This window comes from Saccharothrix australiensis, assembly GCF_003634935.1.
GTDB classification, from domain to species: domain Bacteria; phylum Actinomycetota; class Actinomycetes; order Mycobacteriales; family Pseudonocardiaceae; genus Actinosynnema; species Actinosynnema australiense.
The window spans coordinates 2547218-2564840 of the sequence record NZ_RBXO01000001.1; the positions used below are offsets into that span (position 1 = coordinate 2547218).

Below are 17623 nucleotides of genomic sequence, written 5' to 3' on the forward strand. Positions count from 1 at the left end.
GACACGGGGGGAGTGCTGCACGACGATGTCAGCGCAACGACGGTCGGCCATCGCACCGATCAGCTACCTGGGTTTCATCTACGTGGCGAGCGTCGCGGTCGCCGCCTCGTACGGCAAGGTCGGTCCGGTCTCCGTGCTCGTGCAGGACGAGCTGGGGCTGAGCCTGGCGCAGGTCGGGTGGGCCGTCTCCACGATCGACGTGGTCGCGGCCGCGCTCGGCGCGGTGGTCGGCCTCGGCCTGTCCCACCGCGGCAGGCGCGCGGGCCTGACCACCGGCCTGCTGGTGATCGCCGCGACCAACTTCTGGCTCGCGGTGACGTCCGGGTTCCCGGCGCTGGTCGCCGCGCGGACCGCCGAGGGGCTGGGCTACCTGCTCGCGTGCACCGCCGCGCCCAGCCTGATCAGCACGATGGCGTCGGGCAGGCGGCGGGCCGTCGCGCTGTCGCTGTGGGCGACGTTCGTCCCGGTCGGGCTGTCCGTCGGCGCGTTCAGCGGCGGCGTCATCGCCACCGCGCTCGGGTGGCGCGGCTGGTTCGCGGTCGTCGGCGTGGTGGTGCTCGTGTTCGGCGTCGCCTCGCTGCTGTGGCGGCCCGCGGAGGACGCGGTCGCCGTCGCCGAGCGGGACGGCGCGCCGCTGCGGGCGAGGGAGTTCGGCCGGCCGCTGGTGCTCGGGCTGGGGTTCACCGTCGTCGTGGCGCTGAACGTGACGGTGCTCAGCCTGTTCCCCGTGTTCCTGGTGCGCGGCATGGGCTTGTCCGTCGCGGAGGCGGGCGGCCTGGTCGGCGTGGTGGTGCTGGTCGCCGTGCCGGGCGGGCTCGCGACCGGGTTGCTGGTGCGGCTCGGTGTCCCGCTGCGCGCCCAGGTGCTGCTCGGCGCGTTATTGGTGCTCGGCGTGTTCCTCGCGTTCACGCCGTCCTTCGGCCTGGTCGCGGTGAGCGCCGGGTTCGGCCTGTTCGCGTTCGTGGACGGGCTGCTGGTCGCCGTGGTGTTCGCGGCGGTGCCGCCGGTCGCGGGCCGGCCGCGCGCGATCACCGCGACCTACGGGGTGTTCTCCCAACTGGGCGGCCTGGGCTCCCTGTTCGGCCCGCCCCTGCTGAACGCCGCGGTCGAGCGGGCCGGGTGGTGGGCGGCGACCCCGGTCGTCGGCGCCGCCACGGCCGTCGGCCTGCTGCTGCTCTGGAAAACCGTCCCCCCGACCCGGCCGGCCGCGGCCGACCTGGCCGGGGAACTGGTCGGACAACCGTCCAACGGCGTCACCCGGAACTGACCGGAGCACTGGGCCCGCTATTCCCGGTGTCCCGGTCGGTTATTCCGTGCTGCCCGCGTGGGGCCCGCGGGACGCATTTGGACAATGATTGATCTTCACCGTCTATATTGCCGCGCGGCGGTGCGTAAGATCAATTGAGCGAACTGTTTGAGCAGCTCGGGGCCATAAGGACGCGTGGTTTACAAAACTTCTCGCCTGTGCCAGCATCGAAAGTGTTGAACCGCCTCCCGATCCGGGGCGAAGCAACCCAGTCGCACCGGTGCGCGACGAACCCGATGAGAAGGGGCCACTCATGGCACGCAAGTCCCTGGCGCTGGAGCTCTACACGAACGCCGACGACTCGACGGATCACCGGTTTATGCGGCAAATGCGTGAGCAGGACGCGGAGCCGGTGCCGACGGACAGCTCGCTGCCCCGTTTCACGCTCGTCGTCGGACCGTCGCCGTTCACCATGCCGCGCGGCTGGGAATTCTTCCTCACCTCGCCCTACGAGGGCGCGACCTACATCTCCACCGTGCTGCACAACGCCGGCTACCCGGTGCGGATCGTGGACGTCCGCTACGACCTCGACCCGCTCAAGTCGGCCTACGACCAGATCGTCGGCCAGACCGACGTGCTGGGCATCTGCACGTTCGAGGACAACTTCCCGTTCTGCCGCGAGCTGATGGAGCAGGTCCGCGCGGCCGAGCCGGACGTGCCGATCATCTGCGGCGGGTCGCTGGTCACCTCCGTGCCGCACGTCTTCATGGAGAGCACCGAGTGCGACATCGCGGTGATCAGCGAGGGCGAGATCACCATCCTCGAACTGATGGAGAGCTACCGGGCCGGCCGGTGGGACCGCGACCTGCCCGGCATCCGGGGCATCTGCTTCGGCAAGCCCGACGGCACCTGGCAGCGGACCAAGCCGCGCGGCCAGATGATGGACCTCGACGCGCTGCCGCGGATGCGCCTTGACCTGTGGCCGCAGTCCCGCGGCGCGCTGGGCCTCCAGCCGCAGATCATCTCCTCCTACAGCCGCGGCTGCAAGATGGACTGCTCGTTCTGCTACCGCACCACGCCGCAGGTCCGCGCGAAGTCCCAGGAGAAGATGGACCGCGACATGGCGTGGCTCAAGTCGCAGTACGGCATCGACTTCTGCTTCTTCGTGGACCTGACGTTCAGTTCCAACCGCAAGCAGACGATCGAGATCTGCGATGTCGTCAAGGATTACGACATCCGGTGGACCTGCTTGACCAGGTGCGCCGACATGGACCAGCCGCGGATCACCGCGATGCGTGATTCCGGCGCGGACATCATTCTTTACGGTGTGGAATCATTGGGTACCGAAGTGCTGCGCGAGGCGCGCAAGGGCAGCAGTGAGAACCTCACCGTGCGCGCGATGCGCACCACTTTCGACGCGGGCGTCCGATTCGGCTCGCTGTTGATCGTCGGCCTCGCGAACGAGACCGAGGAATCGCTCGACCACATGGTCGAGTTCGCCGAGACCTACAACCACGTCACGCGGGTCAAGTACCTCTCGGCCATGCCGGGCACCACGGTGTACCAGCAGGCCATCGAGGCCAAGCTGATCCGGTCGGAGATCGACCACCTGAACTGGCTGTCGGTCGAGCAGGCGCTGCACGAGGACGAGTTCCTCAACGTCAGCGGCCTGCCCGAGAAGGTCTGCCGGGACGCCTACAAGCGCGTCTACGACTCCTACCAGCCGGGTCCGGTGATGGACTTCAAGCACTACCCGGAGAACTTCCAGTACTTCCACCCGCAGCCGAACGACGGCCTCACGCGGTCGACGTCGTACGCGGGGCCGAACTGGCGGGCCAAGTGGAGCTCGGCCGCCGGGCCCCTGGTGCCCAACTCCGACCGCTTCACGCTGGACAAGTGCGCCTCGCCCGAGGTCGCCGCCGCCGGCAGCAGCCTGATGGCGTGCGGCGCGAAGAAGAGCGCGGCGGCGTTCGCGTCCTGAACCGGCAGGCCGACGGGTGTGCCGGCGCGCGCCGGCACACCCCGCCAGTGGAGGAGGTGTCGTGATGAGCGTTGCCCCCGAGGGAGGGCGCCCCACCGCGCGGGACGGGGCGCGGTGACGCCGGTCCGGTCGAGCAGCCCGGTGTTCATCGTCGGCACCGAACGCTCGGGGTCGAACCTGCTGCGGCTGGTCCTCGACTCGCACCCGAACATCGCGGTGCCGCACCCGCCGCACTTCATGCGCTACCTCGCGCCGCTGGCCGCCTCCTACGGCGACCTGGCGGTGGCGGCCAACCGGCGCGCGTTGGCCGAGGACGCGCTCCTGCTGCTGCGCAGGCACATCCACCCGTGGCCGCGGCCGGTCGACGCGGACCGGGTGGTCGCCACCGCCTCCCCGTCGGTGTTCGGCGTGGTGTCGGCGATCTACGAGCAGCACCGGATCTCGACCGGCAAGGCCCGCTGGGGGTGCAAGAGCACGTTCATGGTCGACCACGTGGACGACGTGCTGCGCGAGTACCCCGACGCGAAGTTCGTCTGGCTGGTGCGCGAGCCGCGCGACGTCGCCGCGTCGGCCAAGCGCTCGGTCTTCGGCCACTGCGACCCGTACCTGATGGCGCGGCTGTGGGCGGCGCAGCAGCGGCGCGGGCTGGCCGCGCTGCGGCGGCACGGCCCGGACGTGGTGCGGCTGCTGCGCTACGAGGACCTGGTGCGCCGGCCGCGCGAGGAGATCACCGCCCTGTGCGACTTCCTCGGCGAGCGCGCCGACCCGGCCATGTTCGAGCACCACCGGTCCACCGCCGCCCGGCAGACCGCGCACCTGTCCGAGTCGTGGCGCAAGACCGCCGAGCCGATCTCGGCCAGGCACGTCGGCGCGTACCGCGGCAACCTGTCCCGGCACGAGCTGCTGCTGGTCGACAAGGTGACCGCCGACCTGAAGGAGCGGTTCGGCTACCCCGTCGACCCCGACGCGGAGCGCACGGCGACGCCGCTGCTCGCGGTGCGCGCCGCGCGGTCGGCCGTGCTGCGCTGCGCCGTCGAGTTCCGCTCGCTGCGCAAGGACCGCAACTACACCCGTCGGCTGGCGCGGGACCTCACCGTGCGCCGACTCCGGCTCAAGGCCGGGCTGCGCCGACGCCGACCGGCGGCCGGGCGGCTCGCCGCACCCACCGACACAGCGAGGACGGAGTCACCGTGATCGACCAGGACCAGGTCGTCTCCCACTTCACGGCCCGCGCGGGCAAGTACGACAGGTCGAGTTCCTGGTGCACCGACGACGCCCTCGGCGGGCTCACGCTGCGGATGGCGGACGTCGGGCCGGGGCAGCGCGTGCTCGACATCGCCTGCGGCACCGGGCTGGTGTCCAGGGTGTTCAAGCGCGCGGGCGTCGACGTCACCGGCGTCGACATCACCGAGGGCATGGCCGAGCAGGCGCGCCCGCACCTCGACCGGCTCGTCATCGCGCCCGCCGAGGACCTGCCGTTCGCCGACGGCGAGTTCGACGCCGTGGTGTGCCGCCAGGGCGTGCAGTTCATGACGCTGCCCGACGCGGCGCGCGAGATGGTGCGGGTGGTGCGGCCCGGCGGCCGGGTCGTGCTGGTCAACCTGTGCGCGTACGACGCGGCCGACCGCGACGAGTACTTCGAGATCCTCCGGCTGCGCAACCCGGTCCGCCGCCACTTCTTCCTGCCCGACGACCTGCGCCGGCTGCTGGCCGACGCGGGCTGCGACCCGGTGCGGCTGGAGCGCCACACGTCGGTCGAGGACGTCGACGCGTGGTCGGACAACGGCGCGATCGAGGAGAGCCGGCGGGAGGCGATCCGGGAGGTGTACCGCAACGCCTCGCCCGCGTTCCGCGCGCTGCACGCCGTGCGCGAGGCCGACGGGCGGTTCGTCGACCACATGCTGTTCGTCGTCGCGCAGGGCGTCAAGCCCTGACGGCCGGCCGGGAGGACGGGGAGGGAGCGAGCCGGTGCGGACGCTGACGCGGCTGCGCGCGCTGGAGGCCGAGGGCGTCGACATCCTCCGGGAGGTCGTCGCCGAGGCCGCGCGGCCCGTGCTGCTGTACTCGATGGACAAGGACAGCTCGGTGCTGCTGCACCTGGCGCGCAAGGCGTTCCACCCGGCCCGGCCACCGCTGCCGCTGCTGCACGTGGACACCACGTGGCAGTTCCGCGAGGTGATCGAGTTCCGGGACCGGACCGCCGCCCGCCTCGGGCTCGACCTGATCGTGCACCGCAACCCGGAGTGCGTGCGGCTGGGCGTGGGTCCCTTCACGCACGGACCGGCCGTGCACACCGACATGTGGTGGGCGCAGGGCCTCCAACAGGCGCTGGACGAGCACGGTTTCGACGCGGCCGTCGGCGGCGCGCGGCGCGACGGGCCGCGCTCGCGGGCGGCGGAGCGGGTCTTCGCGCCGCGGGCCCGCGGGCGGGAGCAGCGGCGGCAGCGGCCCGAGCTGTGGGACCTCTACAACTGCCGCACCGCGCCCGACGAGACGGTGCGGGTGTCCCCGCTGGCGAACTGGACCGAGCTGGACGTCTGGGAGTACGTCGCGCGCGAGGACGTCCCGGTCGCGCCGCTGTACTTCGCGGCCGAGCGCCCGGTCGTGCGGCGCGACATCGGGCTCGTCGTCGTGGACGACGAGCGGATGCCGCTGCGGCCGGGCGAGCGGCCGGAGCGGCGGCTGGTGCGGGTCCGCGCGCTGGGCTGCTACCCGCTCAGCGCCGCGGTCGAGAGCGACGCGCGCACCGCGGCCGACATCGTCCGGGAGACCGCCGGCACGGCGGGGCGCGGCGGCGGGGTCGATCACGACGCCGTCGGTCCGGCGGAGTCCGAGGAGCGAGAGGGGTGCTTCCGATGACGGCGGTGGTCGACCCGGACACCGGTGACGCGCTGCCGCCGCGCGCGGGTACCGCCGACCGGGACCTGTTGCGGCTGGTGGCGTGCGGTGGTGTCGGCGACGGCAAGCGCACGCTGCTCGGCCGCCTGCTCTACGAGGCGGGCGCGGCGCGCGAGGACCGCCTGGCGGCGGTGCGCGCGGACGCCGCCGGGCGCGGCGGCGGACCCGACTACGCCCTGCTCCTCGACGGCCCGGCCGCCGAGCGCGAGCGTGGCGACGTCGTCCACCGGCGCTTCGCCACCGCCACGCGCGAGTTCGTCGTCGCCGACGTGCCCGGCCGCGAGCGGCGCACGGGCGACCTGGTCGCCGGCGCGTCCACCGCCGACGTCGCGCTCATCGTGGTCGACGCGCGGAAGTCGTTGCCCCGCGAGGTCCGCGGGCACACGCACCTGGCCGCGCTGCTGGGCGTCGGCGCGGTCGTGGTCGCCGTCACCAAGGTCGACCTCGTCGACTACGGGCGCGCGGCGCACGAGCGGATCTCCCACGACTACCGCGAGTTCGCGCGCCGGCTCGGCCTGACCGCGGTCGAGGTCGTGCCCACCTGCGCGCCGCTCGGCGACAACGTCGGCACGCGCAGCGCGCGGATGCCCTGGTACGAGGGCCCCGCGCTGCTGGAGCTGCTGGAGTCGTTCCCGGCGACCGACCGCGGCGGCGACCGCTGCTTCCGCCTGCCGGTGCGCTACGTCAACCAAGTGCCGCCGGACTTCCGGGGCTGCTGCGGCCGGATCACCAGCGGCGCGGTGCGCCCCGGCGACCCCGTGCTGGTGCTGCCCGGCGGGCAGCGGACCGCGGTGACGGCCGTGCACGGTGGTGAGGACGACGAGGCCGTCGCCGGCGAGTCGGTCACCGTGACCGTCGCCGACGACGTGGACGTCGCGCGCGGCGACCTGCTGTGCGACCCCGAGTCGCCCGCCGAGGTCACCGACGGGTTCCAGGCGCACCTGGTGTGGCTGCACGAGGAGCCGATGTTCCCCGGCCGGCGCTACGCGATCCGGATCGGCGCCCGGCTGGTGCGCGGCTCCGTCCGGGCGCTGCGGCACCGCCTCGACGTCGACACCCTCGACCAGGTGCCCGCCGCCGGCCTGGCGTGCGACGACCTCGGGCTGGTCGACGTCGAGGTGGACCAGCCGGTGGCGCTCGACCGGTACCAGGACGACCGCCGCACCGGCGCGTTCCTCGTGCTCGACCCGGTCACCAACGCCACCGTCGGCGCGGGCATGGTGCGGCAGCCTGCGCGGCCCGGCGCCGGGCCGTCGTGGCAGCGGACCGACGTGGGCAAGGCCGCCCGCCGCCTGCGCAACGGGCACCGGCCGGGCGTGGTGTGGCTGACCGGGCTGTCCGGCTCCGGCAAGTCCACCATCGCGAACCTGCTCGAACAGCGCCTGCACGCGCGCGGCGTCCACACCTACCTGCTCGACGGCGACAACCTCCGCTGCGGGCTCAACAGCGACCTCGGGTTCCGGGCCGCGGACCGGGTGGAGAACATCCGGCGGACGGCCGAGGTCGCCCGGCTGATGGTGGACGCCGGCCTCGTCGTCCTGGTCGCCTGCATCTCGCCGTTCGCGGCGGACCGGCGGCTGGCCCGCGCCCTCGTCGCCGAGGGCGAGTTCTGCGAGGTGCACGTCGACGCGCCGCTGGAGGTCGCGGAACGCCGTGACCCCAAGGGGTTGTACCGGCGGGCGCGGCGCGGGGAGATCGCCGACTTCACCGGCATCGACTCGCCGTACGAACCGCCGGACGCGCCCGAGGTGCGCATCGACACCACCGGCGGTACACCTGAAGACGCCGTCGCGGAACTGCTCGCGCGGCTGACCGCGATGGGGATGGTCCACTCGTGACGCTGCCCGCCGACAACCACGTCCACACCCAGTGCTCCTGGGACGCGGTGGAGGGCTCGATGCGCCGCAGCTGCGAGCGCGCCGTCGAGTTCGGCCTGCCCGCGATCGCGTTCACCGACCACGCCGACTTCACCCGGTGGACGACCCCGGACACCGCCGCCGAGGACCCGTCGGCGCGCACCATCGGCGCGCACGCGCACTCGGGTTGGCTGGACGTCGACGACTACCGGCGCCACCTCGACCGGTGCCGGTGGGAGTTCCCGGACCTGCGCATCCTGTCCGGCGTCGAGACCGGCGAGCCGCACCTGTTCAAGGACGAGGTGGCCGGGCTGCTGGCGACGACCCGGTTCGACCGGGTGCTCGGTTCGCTGCACGCCCTCGAATCCGGTGGTGACGTCGTCTACCTGCGCACGTTGTTCCGCACCGGCGACCCGGAGGCGCTGCTGCGCGACTACCTCGCGGAAACCGTCCGGATGATCGAGACCGCCGGCGGGTTCCAGGTGCTCGCGCACGTCGATTACCCCATCCGGTTCTGGCCCGCGCGGGCCGGCGCGTTCGAGGCCGCGCGATTCGAGGAGGAATACCGCGAGGTGCTGCGGGCACTGGCGAGATCGGGGCGGGTGCTCGAAGTGAACACCGGTGGTCCGCAACTCGTCGCGGAAATAGTCCGTTGGTGGTACCTCGAAGGGGGCACTGCGGTGTCTTTCGGTAGTGATGCGCACGTGCCGTGGCTCGTCGGGAACAATTTCGACCTCGCCGCCGCGATGGTCGAGTCGTGCGGGTTCCGGCCCGGCCGCGATCCGCTCGACTTCTGGCGCCGGTGAACCGGTAGCCTGCGATCATGCGACTCGGCCAGGCGGAAGTCGAACGGGTGCGGCGCATCGTGGGTTCGGGTGTCGTGGACGCGCACCGGGTGAGTGATCGCGGATATGCGCCGAACATGCGCTGGGTGGTGCGCACGGAGGACGGCCGCTCGGTTTTCGTGAAGTACGCGACCGATCGGCAGACGGCGTCGTGGCTGCGCGCGGAGCACGCCGTGTACCGGCGGCTGCGCGGCAAGTTCTTCCCCCAGCTGCTCGGCTGGGACGACGACGGCGAGTCGCCGGTGCTCGTGCTGGAGGACCTCTCGGACGCGGTGTGGCCGCCGCCGTGGACGCCGGACGCCGTCGACGCCGTGCTGGCGGCGCTGGAGGAGCTGCACGGCGGTCCGACGCCGGCCGGCCTCGGCGCGCTGGACGCGACGCAGTACGCCGAGGACGGCTGGCCGGAGGTGGCGCGGCGGCCGGAGCCGCTGCTGTCGCTCGGCCTGTGCACGGCGGCGTGGCTGGACCGGGCGCTGCCGGTGCTGGTGGCGGCGGCGTCGTTGGACGCGCTGGCCGGCGACGCCACCCTGCACCTGGACGTGCGCAGCGACAACCTGTGCCTGCGCGACGGCCGGGCGGTGCTGTTCGACTGGAACCACGCGGCGGTCGGCAACCCGCAGTTCGACATCGCGTTCTGGCTGCCGAGCCTGCGGGCGGAGGGCGGCCCGGAGCCGGAGGAGGTGGCCGACCTCGACCCGGCGATGTCGGCGCACGTGTCGGGCTTCTTCGCGGCCCGCGCCGGCCTGCCGGTGATCCCGACCGCGCCCGGTGTGCGGGCGATCCAGCTCGTGCAGCTGCGGACGGCGCTGCCGTGGGCGGCACGAGCCCTGGACCTGCCACCGCTGGACGGCCCGAACCGCTGATCCACGGCACCCGACAGGCGACCGTCGCATGTGGACCGCGATGGTGCTGTTGCTCCGAAGGACTTCGGTTCTGGAGGGGTGGAGGGCGTCAAGGCTTGGTTTTTGGAGCAACGGGACCACAGCAGGGTGAGCACGGACGCCACGTGCCTGGAAGGTTGCGGCTTCCGGGCGCGTTGGGTCCGTGGTTCCTCTGCCGTGGTCCCGCTGCTTTGAAGGACTTGAAGGACTCGAAGGGCTTCGGAGCCGAGGGGTGCAGGGCGTCGGCGCGGACCGCTCAGGCGAGGACGCGGCCCTCGGACGGGGAGGCGGTCGCCGCCTCGTCCACCAGCACGCCCAGTTCACCCAGCTCCGCCAGCAGCGACCGCAGCAGCGGCACGCCCTCGGCGGGTGACGGGTGGTCCAGCGGCAGCATCCCCACGCGCTCGACGAGCTTCTCCACCCGGTAGTTCACCTCCGCCGAGCGGTGCGGCAGCAGGGGGCTCTGGTAGTCCGTCTGCCACAGCAGCGCCACCGCCTTGTCGTTGCGCCAGCGGACCTCGCGCAGCGCGTTCCGGCGCAGCGACCGGGCGGTCTCCACGTCCATGCCGACGTGCGACCACGCGTAGTCCGGGTTCTCCAGGTCCGACACGCGGATGTCGAACTTCCCGGCGTCCTGCCAGACCGGCATCGTCTCGTCCTGCAACGAGAACACGTACAGCTGGAAGTGCCCCTGGTAGTCCTGCACGAGGAAGTCGTGCGTCTCCCGGAAGTCCTCCGGCGTCTCGCCGGGGTAGCCCGCCATGAACGAGATGCGGTAGCCGACGTCGCTGTCCTTGAGCAGCTCGAACGCCCGCCGGTTCTGGTAGGCGCGCACGCGCTTGTCCATGTGGGCGAGGGAGTTCTCGCTCATCGACTCGAACCCGATGGACAGCCAGCGGCAGTTCGCCGCCGCCAGCGCGTCCACCACGCCCTGGTCGACCAGCGAGTTGGCCCTGGTGAACGCCTCCCAGCCGATGCCCTCGCCGGGCAGCTCGCGCAGCAGCTGCCGGAACCGGCGAGGCGGCACGGTGAAGGTCGAGTCCATCGCCCGGATGTGCACGGTGCCGTTGTGGTCGCAGTAGTCCCGCCAGTCCGAGATGATCTTCTCCGCCGACTTGTAGCGCCACTTCGGCGACGCGGCGGGGAACGAGCAGAACTTGCACGAGAACGGGCAGCCGCGCATCGACTCGTACGGCACGATGGGCAGCTCGCCGGGGAACACGGGGGAGGGGTGCGCGTCGAGGTCGACGTACTCCACCCCGGTCTGCCCGATCGACCCGTCCGGCTCGCGGTACACGACGTTCGGTATCGCGCCGAGGTCGCCGCCGCCGCGGATCGCCCGGACGACGGCGGGCAGCGCGACCTCGCCGTCGCCGCGGACCACGCACGTCACCTCGGGGTGGTCGCGCAGCACCAACCGGTACTTGAGGTTGGTGAACTGCCCGCCCAGCACGATCGGCACGCCGGGGTACCGGGTGGTGATCCAGCGGACCGCTCGCGCCAGCGTGTACCGGTCGCAGATGAAGGTCGTGGAGAGCAGCACGAGGTCGATCGACCCGCTGCGCGGCTCGGCCTCCTCGGCCCAGATGGACTCCAGCGGCAGGTGCTCGTGGTCCAGCCCGGCGTGGTACAGGATCGAGCCGAGCGTGAACGCGACGAGGCTGGGTATCGGTCTGCGCTCGATCGTCCGCAAGCGCCCGGCGGCGAGCGAGAGCGACCCGCTCAGCTCCGGGCGCAGCAGCGCGTGCCGTTCGCCGTCGGGTCCGCGGAAGCACAGGCTGTCCAGCCGGAAGCCCGGCTGTCCGCCGTCGCGGTAGGTCTCCTCCAGGGTCGGGGCGGCCACCTGGTCGAAGAACGATCCGATCAGGTCGTCGCGGCTCTTGAAGTACGGTCCGAGTCCTGCGAGCACGAGCAGCACGAAAACAACCTCCGGACCTCGACTTGGCTTGGGTGGCGGTGGCGTGCGGGTGTCAGCGGATGGTCGCCGGCGACCAGGACACGCCCTCGTAGATGGCGGCGAAGCGCGGTGGGACGCGGATCAGGTCGCCGGCGCGGAACTCGGCCAGCTCCTCCTCCGCCTCGGGCGACAGGACCAGCCACTGGTCGAAGTCGAAGTCCAGGTCGCGCTCCGCCAGCGGCCGGGCGCCGTCCTCGCCGATCCGGCGGACGGTGTACCCGTGCTGCCGGAACGTCGACAGCATCCGGCGCGGGCCGCCCTCGGGCATGAACAGGGCGTGCACTTCGAGGACCAGGCACCGGTACCGGTGCGCGCGCAGGCCCTCCAGCATGCCTTGCACGGCGTCCAGCTCGGCGCCCTCGATGTCGAACTTGCACAGGTCCACGCGGTCGACGCCGTGCTGGTCGCAGTAGGCGTCGAGGCTGGTGCTGCGGACCGGGATGGTGCGGTCGTAGACGTCCAGCTCGTTGAGGCTGGCGGCGGCGGGCTCGATGTCGCGGACGTACAGGCGCGTGGTCCCGGTGGAGCCGCCGACCGCGACCTGGTTGAGGTGCACGCGCGCGTCGATGCCGTTGAGCGCGAGGTTGGCGGACACGTCCGCGCACAGCTCGGCGTTCGGCTCGAACGCGTGCACCTCCAGCTCGGGGTTCGCGCTGTGCCCGAACAGCGTGTAGTAGCCGCAGTGCGCGCCCACGTCGAACACCACGGACGAGCGGGCGGACAGGAACGCCCACCACCGGGTGAGGACGGGTTCCCACACGCCGTCGAGCAGCAGCCGCGTCTGGAGGATGTCCTGCGGCGACAACGCCATCCGGAAGTCGTGGATGCGGCGTTCCCGGCGGCGCTTGCCGACCAGGATCGGCGCGAGCCTGCGCACCACCGGGTACGGCAGCCCGGACCGGAAGAGCAGGTAGCGGAAGAACCGCTCGGGCAGCGTGCTCAGGTACGGCGCGCGCGGCGAGTCCACGGCGCTCACCGCCCGACGGTGACGGGTAGCTTGGCCACCGAGCGCAGGCCCAGGCTCGCGGTCCACTCCACGTCGCCCGCGAGCGCCAGGTCGGGGGCCTCGGTGAGCAGGGTGTCGATGGTCTCGGCCATCTCCAGCCGTGCGAGCCCCGCGCCGATGCAGTAGTGGTTGCCCTTGCCGAACGCCAGGTGCGGGTTCGGCGAGCGCCCGACGTCGACCCGGTCCGGGTCGCGGAACACCGCCGGGTCGCGGTTGGCCGCCGTGAACATCAGCATCACGCGGGAGCCCGCGGGCAGCTCCCGGTCGGCGACGGTCACCGGCTCGCGCGCGACGCGCGGCGCGAGCGTGAACGGGGCTTCGTAGCGCAGGAACTCCTCGACGGCCGTCGGCAGCAGCGAGCGGTCCGCGCGCAGCCGCGCCGTCTGGTCGGGGTGGCGGAGCATGGTGACGACCGTGTTGGCGATGCCCGAGGAAATGGGGTCGCAGCCACCGGTCAGGAATTGCGCGAACGTGCCGACGACGGCGTGCTCGCCGATCGGCTCCACGGCGAGCAGGGGGTTGTCGGTGCGGCCCGCGCGGCGCAGCGCGGCGGTGAAGTCCAGCACGTACTCGCGCATTTCCGCGTAGGCCCGCCGCGCGATCCGCGCCTTCTCGACCTCGGGCCGCGGCGCGCCGATGAACGCGATCAGGTCGTGCGACCAGCGGGAGAACACGTCCCACTCGTCGGACGGGATGCCGAGCACCTCGGAGATGACGGAGATCGCGAGCGGCCGGGCGAAGTCGGCGAAGAAGTCCACGACGCCGTCGCGGGCCAGGTCGAGCTGGGCCCGCGCGGTCGCGCGGACCTCCGCCCGCCGCCGGGCGACCGCGCGCGGGGTCAGCACGCCCTGCACGGCGCTGCGGACGCGCTGGTGGTAGGGCGGTCCGGAGAAGACCATCCAGCTCTCGTAGAACGCCTGGAGGTCGCGGAACTCCTCCTGTTCCGCGGGTGGGAACAGGCCCATGAACGACGTCGGTCCGCACGAGTCGAGCAGGTCGTTGTGCAGCGCGGCGACGACGTCGTGGTAATGCGTGACCAGCCACGTGCCCGCCCCTTCGTCCCAGTGGACCCGGTCGTGCTCGCGGAATGCGCGGAACGTGCCGTGCCAGTCCCGCAGTGCGGCAGGGTCGGCCAACGAAGGAAGCACCAGCATGGACACTTCTCCTTGAGCTGCGATACGCGCTTGTGATGATCACCGGTGCAATTCGCCGCGCCGAGCCGGAATGGGGCGCGGGGTTACCGGTAGATCACCTCCCCATATGGCGACGGTACCACCATAGTCGCCTCGGCAGGAAGAATAACCGGGATGGGTGTATCGGGGTCCGAGATATGTCACGGAACGTCATGCCTGACGCTGGATACAGCCCATTCGGGTGGTTAATTGGTGAGTGGTGGGTGTCGCCGGCGAAGTTGATCGAGAATATGTCACGTCGCGTCATGGTGATAGGTATTCGTGTTCGCGTTCCGCCGCCGGTCGACAATGCGAGTGGCGCTCGTGAATTCTCGTGCTTTGTGGACATTCCGATGTGGTCCGGTCGGACGCCGTCCGGTGTGGACGGAACGCGGCGCGCTTGTGGACGACGGCCGTCACGGCGCCGGCCGGGATGGGCCGCGCGCCGCGCCGGTCGGTTCGGTGGTCGCTCTCGGTTCGGTGCCGACGGCCGGTTCGGTGCCGACGGCCGCCCGCCCGGCCGGGGTCTCCCGCCCGTGCCGCTCGTCGGCCAAGGCGCGCAACGCTTCGTAGGACAGCTGGACGAAGGGCGACCGCAGCGTCGGACCCGTGTTGGTCAGCGCGACGAGCGCGGTGCGGCGCTGCGGGCAGCAGCCCGCGAACGCGGTGAACCCGCGCGTCGCGCCGGCGTGGAACACCAGGTCGTGCCCGGCGCGGTGGCGCAGGCTCCACACCAGGCACACGCGGTCGCCGTCGGGCGTCGTGGCGCGCGGTGTCACCACGTCGGCGAGCGCGGGTGCCAGCGACTCCGGACGCCGGTCCAGCAGCGCGGTGAGGAGCGCGAGCAGGTCGCGCGCGGACGAGCGCAGCGCGCCTGCCGCGGGCATGCCCGGCATCGTCCACGGCGGGCGCGGTCGGCCGCGCAGGTGGCCGGTGGCCTGCGGCGCCACCCCGAACCCCGTGTCGGTCAGGCCGAGGGGCCGCGTCACGCGCTCCGCCAGCAGGTCCTCGAACGGCCGCTCGGCCGCGTGCGCCAGCGCCAGGCCCAGGGCGGCGACGCCGAAGTTGGAGTACCGCACGCGGTGGTGGCCGCGTGGCCGGGCCCGTCGCAGCGCCACCTCGAACTCGGCGGGCCCGAAGTCGCGGTAGGGGTCCGTGCGCCAGGTCGGCACGGCCGCCCGGAGCAGGCCGGGCGGCAGGCGGCGCAGGCCGGAGGTGTGCGTGGCGAGCCGCTCCAGGGTGACGGCGTCGCCGAGGCGCGTGCCCAGGTACCGGTCCACCGGGTCGTCGTGCCGCACCTCGCCGCGCTGGACCAGCTCCGCCAGCAGCAGCGCCGTGAACACCTTCGTGACCGAACCGATCTCGAACCGCGTGGCCGGGTCGACCGGCCGCGGCCGGCGCAGCGCGGTGCCGCCCGAGGCCAGGAACACGTCGACGCCGCACCGGTGGACGCCCACCACCGCGCCCGGCGCGGAGGCCAGCAGCCCGTCGAGGCCGCGTGCGGTCACCGGGCGGACCCGAGCAGCCGGGACAGCGCGACCGTGCCCGCGAGCACGGCGACCACGCCCGTGTGCTGGTGGTCGCGGAACCGCTCGGTCGCGTCACCCGCCACCGGGTCGCCGTCGCGCGGCACGAGCCCGTCGGCCTGCTGCGCCGCCGCGAACACCGCCCACTCGGCGGGGTCGACGCGCGGCTCGGGCAGGCACGCGCCGACCACCAGCAGCTCGCCGACCAGGTCCCACTGGCGGGCCTCGGCCCAGACGTCGAACCACACCGGCAGCCAGGCGGTCAGGTGGTCGACGACGTGCCGGGGCAGGCCGTCCGGGTGCGCGCCCCAGTCGGTGAGGTGGAAGACGGTGTGCGTCGCGCAGTACGCGGTGTGCCAGTCGATCGCCCACGGCTCGGGTGCGCGGCCCAGCCACGTGGCGCCGGCCAGCGCGTCCCAGTCGTCGTCGCGCGGGATGCCCACGGTGCGGTGCGCGTTCGCCACGGCGATCCGCCGGTTCGGGACGACCTCGGTCATGGCATCGACCGCCGAGGTGTGCGCCAGCACCTCTTCCAGGGCCTGGTGGCGGTGGCCGGCGCGGGCGAAGGGCGCGTACACCTCCAGCGGGTCGGTGAGCAGCGTGTGCCGCAGTTGGCGCTCGTAGAGCAGGTCGCCGTGCCGAAGCTGGGCCCAGCAGAAGTCCAGCAGCTCACGGGCGTGCCGGAGCTGGGTGCCGCCCGTGACGCCCTCGCGGAGCACGATCGACGCCGCCAGCGACGCCTCGCCGAGGGGCTTGTAGACGCCGTCCGGGTCGTCGAGGTCGGCCGTCGCGTCGTCCTGGAAACCGCCGAGTGCGCGGTGCTCGTGGAGCCACGCCAGGGCGCGGGTCGCGACCCCGTGCGCCGTGTGCGCGACCGGTGCGACCGTCATGACGCCTCCTCCGCCGGGACGGGTGCGCAGTCGGGTGTGCCCGCCGTGGTGGGTGCGGGGTGGGGCGCACCCTCCGTGACACGAGCGGCACGGGGCGTGCGCGTGGTGGCGTGGGCACGACCGGGCATGCACGTGGTGGTGGGGCAGTGGCCGGGCGCGCGCGTGGTGGCGGCAGGGCGGTCGGGAGTGTGCGTGGTGGCGGGGGAGCGACCGGGCATGGCGGTGGTGCCGGAGGTGCGGCCCGGCGTGGCGACCGAGGTGGTCGGCGCCCGGCCGGGGGTGGCCGCCGCGACGCGTGCGCGGCGAGCCGCCGTCCGTGCGCCACCGCGCCGCGCGGCGGGCCCTCGGTGGCCCGTCGTCACGGGTGCGCCGCCAGGCGGCGCGCCACGGCGAGGTCGAGCAGCAGCCGCGCCCCGGTGCCCGCGTGCAGCCGCAGGTGGGTCAGCAGCGCGTGGACGTCGAGCGGCACGCGGTCGCCGAGCAGCGCCACCCACCGCGCCAGGCGGGCGGCGGTGGCGTGGTCGCGGCGCAGCACCGCGCGGGTGGTGCCCCTGGCGAGCGCGAGCGGCTCGCGCGACACGGCCGCCACCACGGGCCCGTCCACGCCCGGCAGGGCCAGCGGGTACAGCTGGGCCACCACCGCCGACCAGCGCGGCCACTCCTCGACCGGGCCCAGCACGTCGGCCGGGTCGCCCGGCGTCCCCGTCGCGCACGACGCGCCCGGCCGGTCGGCCGCCGGTTCGGGCCACGGACCGGGCACGCCCGTCGCGCACGGCGACGCGGGCCAGGCGGACGACGGGTCCGGCGCGGACGAGCGGTCGCCGGTGAGGCGGTCGAGCAGGCGGGTCGTGGCCCAGTCCCGCCAGGCCATCACGCGCTGCTCGTGCGTCACCGGCTCCGACACGGGCGGGAACGCGCCGAACGCGTCCGCGACCACCACCGCGTCGCGGGCCTCGAAGGGGTGGCCGGCGAGCAGGTGGGGCGCGAACACGTCCGTGCTCGCCACGCGGACCGCGCCGAGGCCGGCCACGACGTCGGCGCACGAGTCGAGGAAGTCGGCGACCTGCGCCGCCCTCCCCTCCACGAGCGCGCCGAGCACGTGGCCGGCCAGCGCGGCGGCCGAGTCCGCGGAGGACAATCGACCGACGCTGCCTTCCGCGGTCACCGCTTCCCCGGCTCCTTCGGTGTCGAGGGAGCGGTCAGCAGGAGGGTCAGCAGGCTCGCCGGCCGGGTCGCCAGCGGGGGATCGGCGATGGCGGCCTCCGGCTCGACGGCCGCGGTGATCAGTTCGGTGACCTCGTCCGGTGTCACGATCGGACGGACTGGCGTGCGTACGGACATGTCTACCTCCTCGTTCGTCGTGTG

The 17623-nt window shown here is 73.1% G+C and carries 15 protein-coding genes; 8 read left to right on the plus strand and 7 right to left on the minus strand.

The features are described 5' to 3' along the window. The first annotated feature begins 25 nt into the window (after positions 1 to 25). From C8E97_RS11940 to C8E97_RS11975, 8 genes are all read left to right on the plus strand, one after another. Positions 26 to 1267 carry an MFS transporter gene (locus C8E97_RS11940; RefSeq protein ID WP_121004628.1) on the plus strand — a complete coding sequence of 414 codons (1242 nt, stop codon included), beginning with the start codon at positions 26 to 28 and terminating at the stop codon, positions 1265 to 1267. A gap of 292 nt (positions 1268 to 1559) precedes the next feature. After that, positions 1560 to 3227 carry a B12-binding domain-containing radical SAM protein gene (locus C8E97_RS11945; protein WP_121004631.1) on the plus strand — a complete coding sequence of 556 codons (1668 nt, stop codon included), beginning with the start codon at positions 1560 to 1562 and terminating at the stop codon, positions 3225 to 3227. 114 nt (positions 3228 to 3341) lie between these two features. After that, a complete protein-coding gene (locus C8E97_RS11950) occupies positions 3342 to 4421 on the plus strand; it encodes a sulfotransferase family protein (protein ID WP_121004634.1) in 1080 nt (359 codons plus the stop codon). Then, positions 4418 to 5161: a class I SAM-dependent methyltransferase gene (locus tag C8E97_RS11955; protein ID WP_121004637.1), complete on the plus strand. Its 744-nt coding sequence runs from the start codon at positions 4418 to 4420 to the stop codon at positions 5159 to 5161. Before C8E97_RS11950 ends, C8E97_RS11955 begins: the two co-directional genes overlap by 4 nt. Before the next feature lie 34 nt (positions 5162 to 5195). Next, positions 5196 to 6086, plus strand: coding sequence for a sulfate adenylyltransferase subunit CysD (cysD, locus tag C8E97_RS11960; RefSeq protein WP_121004640.1), 891 nt, complete (start codon positions 5196 to 5198; stop codon positions 6084 to 6086). Further along, positions 6083 to 7963, plus strand: a complete 1881-nt coding sequence (gene cysC, locus C8E97_RS11965; RefSeq protein WP_121004645.1) for an adenylyl-sulfate kinase — start codon at positions 6083 to 6085, stop codon at positions 7961 to 7963. The genes cysD and cysC overlap by 4 nt, the downstream gene beginning before the upstream one ends. Then, on the plus strand, positions 7960 to 8787 hold the full coding sequence (locus C8E97_RS11970) for a PHP domain-containing protein (protein WP_121004648.1): 828 nt from the start codon (positions 7960 to 7962) through the stop codon (positions 8785 to 8787). The genes cysC and C8E97_RS11970 overlap by 4 nt, the downstream gene beginning before the upstream one ends. 17 nt (positions 8788 to 8804) lie before the next feature. Then, a complete protein-coding gene (locus C8E97_RS11975) occupies positions 8805 to 9689 on the plus strand; it encodes a phosphotransferase (RefSeq protein ID WP_121004651.1) in 885 nt (294 codons plus the stop codon). Positions 9690 to 9963: 274 nt separating this feature from the next. Here the strand turns inward: C8E97_RS11975 and C8E97_RS11980 are convergent, their stop codons facing one another. The 7 genes from C8E97_RS11980 to C8E97_RS34045 form a co-directional block, all read right to left on the minus strand. Next, the gene (locus C8E97_RS11980) at positions 9964 to 11625 is read right to left on the minus strand and encodes a B12-binding domain-containing radical SAM protein (RefSeq protein WP_121004654.1); all 1662 of its coding nucleotides are present in this window, start codon (positions 11623 to 11625) and stop codon (positions 9964 to 9966) included. A gap of 52 nt (positions 11626 to 11677) precedes the next feature. Next, complete coding sequence (locus C8E97_RS11985; RefSeq protein ID WP_121004657.1) at positions 11678 to 12640, minus strand: FkbM family methyltransferase; 963 nt, start codon at positions 12638 to 12640, stop codon at positions 11678 to 11680. Then, complete coding sequence (locus tag C8E97_RS11990) at positions 12637 to 13824, minus strand: cytochrome P450 (protein WP_121004660.1); 1188 nt, start codon at positions 13822 to 13824, stop codon at positions 12637 to 12639. Before C8E97_RS11990 ends, C8E97_RS11985 begins: the two co-directional genes overlap by 4 nt. 434 nt (positions 13825 to 14258) lie before the next feature. Then, positions 14259 to 15350: a serine hydrolase domain-containing protein gene (locus C8E97_RS11995; RefSeq protein WP_121004663.1), complete on the minus strand. Its 1092-nt coding sequence runs from the start codon at positions 15348 to 15350 to the stop codon at positions 14259 to 14261. Beyond that, a complete protein-coding gene (locus tag C8E97_RS12000) occupies positions 15347 to 16258 on the minus strand; it encodes a DUF6895 family protein (protein WP_121004666.1) in 912 nt (303 codons plus the stop codon). The genes C8E97_RS11995 and C8E97_RS12000 overlap by 4 nt, the downstream gene beginning before the upstream one ends. A 358-nt stretch (positions 16259 to 16616) precedes the next feature. Continuing rightward, positions 16617 to 17396: a hypothetical protein gene (locus C8E97_RS12010; protein WP_121011347.1), complete on the minus strand. Its 780-nt coding sequence runs from the start codon at positions 17394 to 17396 to the stop codon at positions 16617 to 16619. Positions 17397 to 17419: 23 nt separating this feature from the next. Continuing rightward, a complete protein-coding gene (locus C8E97_RS34045) occupies positions 17420 to 17599 on the minus strand; it encodes a hypothetical protein (protein WP_147455081.1) in 180 nt (59 codons plus the stop codon). Positions 17600 to 17623: the final 24 nt, after the last annotated feature.

Excerpts from the sequence above, each read along its gene's own strand:
- C8E97_RS11940 (WP_121004628.1), top strand. The coding sequence starts at position 26 with ATGTCAGCGCAACGACGGTCGGCCATCGCACCGATCAGCTACCTGGGT.
- C8E97_RS11945 (WP_121004631.1), top strand. The coding sequence starts at position 1,560 with ATGGCACGCAAGTCCCTGGCGCTGGAGCTCTACACGAACGCCGACGAC.
- cysC (WP_121004645.1), top strand. The coding sequence starts at position 6,083 with ATGACGGCGGTGGTCGACCCGGACACCGGTGACGCGCTGCCGCCGCGC.
- C8E97_RS11975 (WP_121004651.1), top strand. The coding sequence starts at position 8,805 with ATGCGACTCGGCCAGGCGGAAGTCGAACGGGTGCGGCGCATCGTGGGT.
- C8E97_RS11990 (WP_121004660.1), bottom strand. The coding sequence starts at position 13,824 with ATGCTGGTGCTTCCTTCGTTGGCCGACCCTGCCGCACTGCGGGACTGG.
- C8E97_RS12000 (WP_121004666.1), bottom strand. The coding sequence starts at position 16,258 with ATGACGGTCGCACCGGTCGCGCACACGGCGCACGGGGTCGCGACCCGC.
- C8E97_RS34045 (WP_147455081.1), bottom strand. The coding sequence starts at position 17,599 with ATGTCCGTACGCACGCCAGTCCGTCCGATCGTGACACCGGACGAGGTC.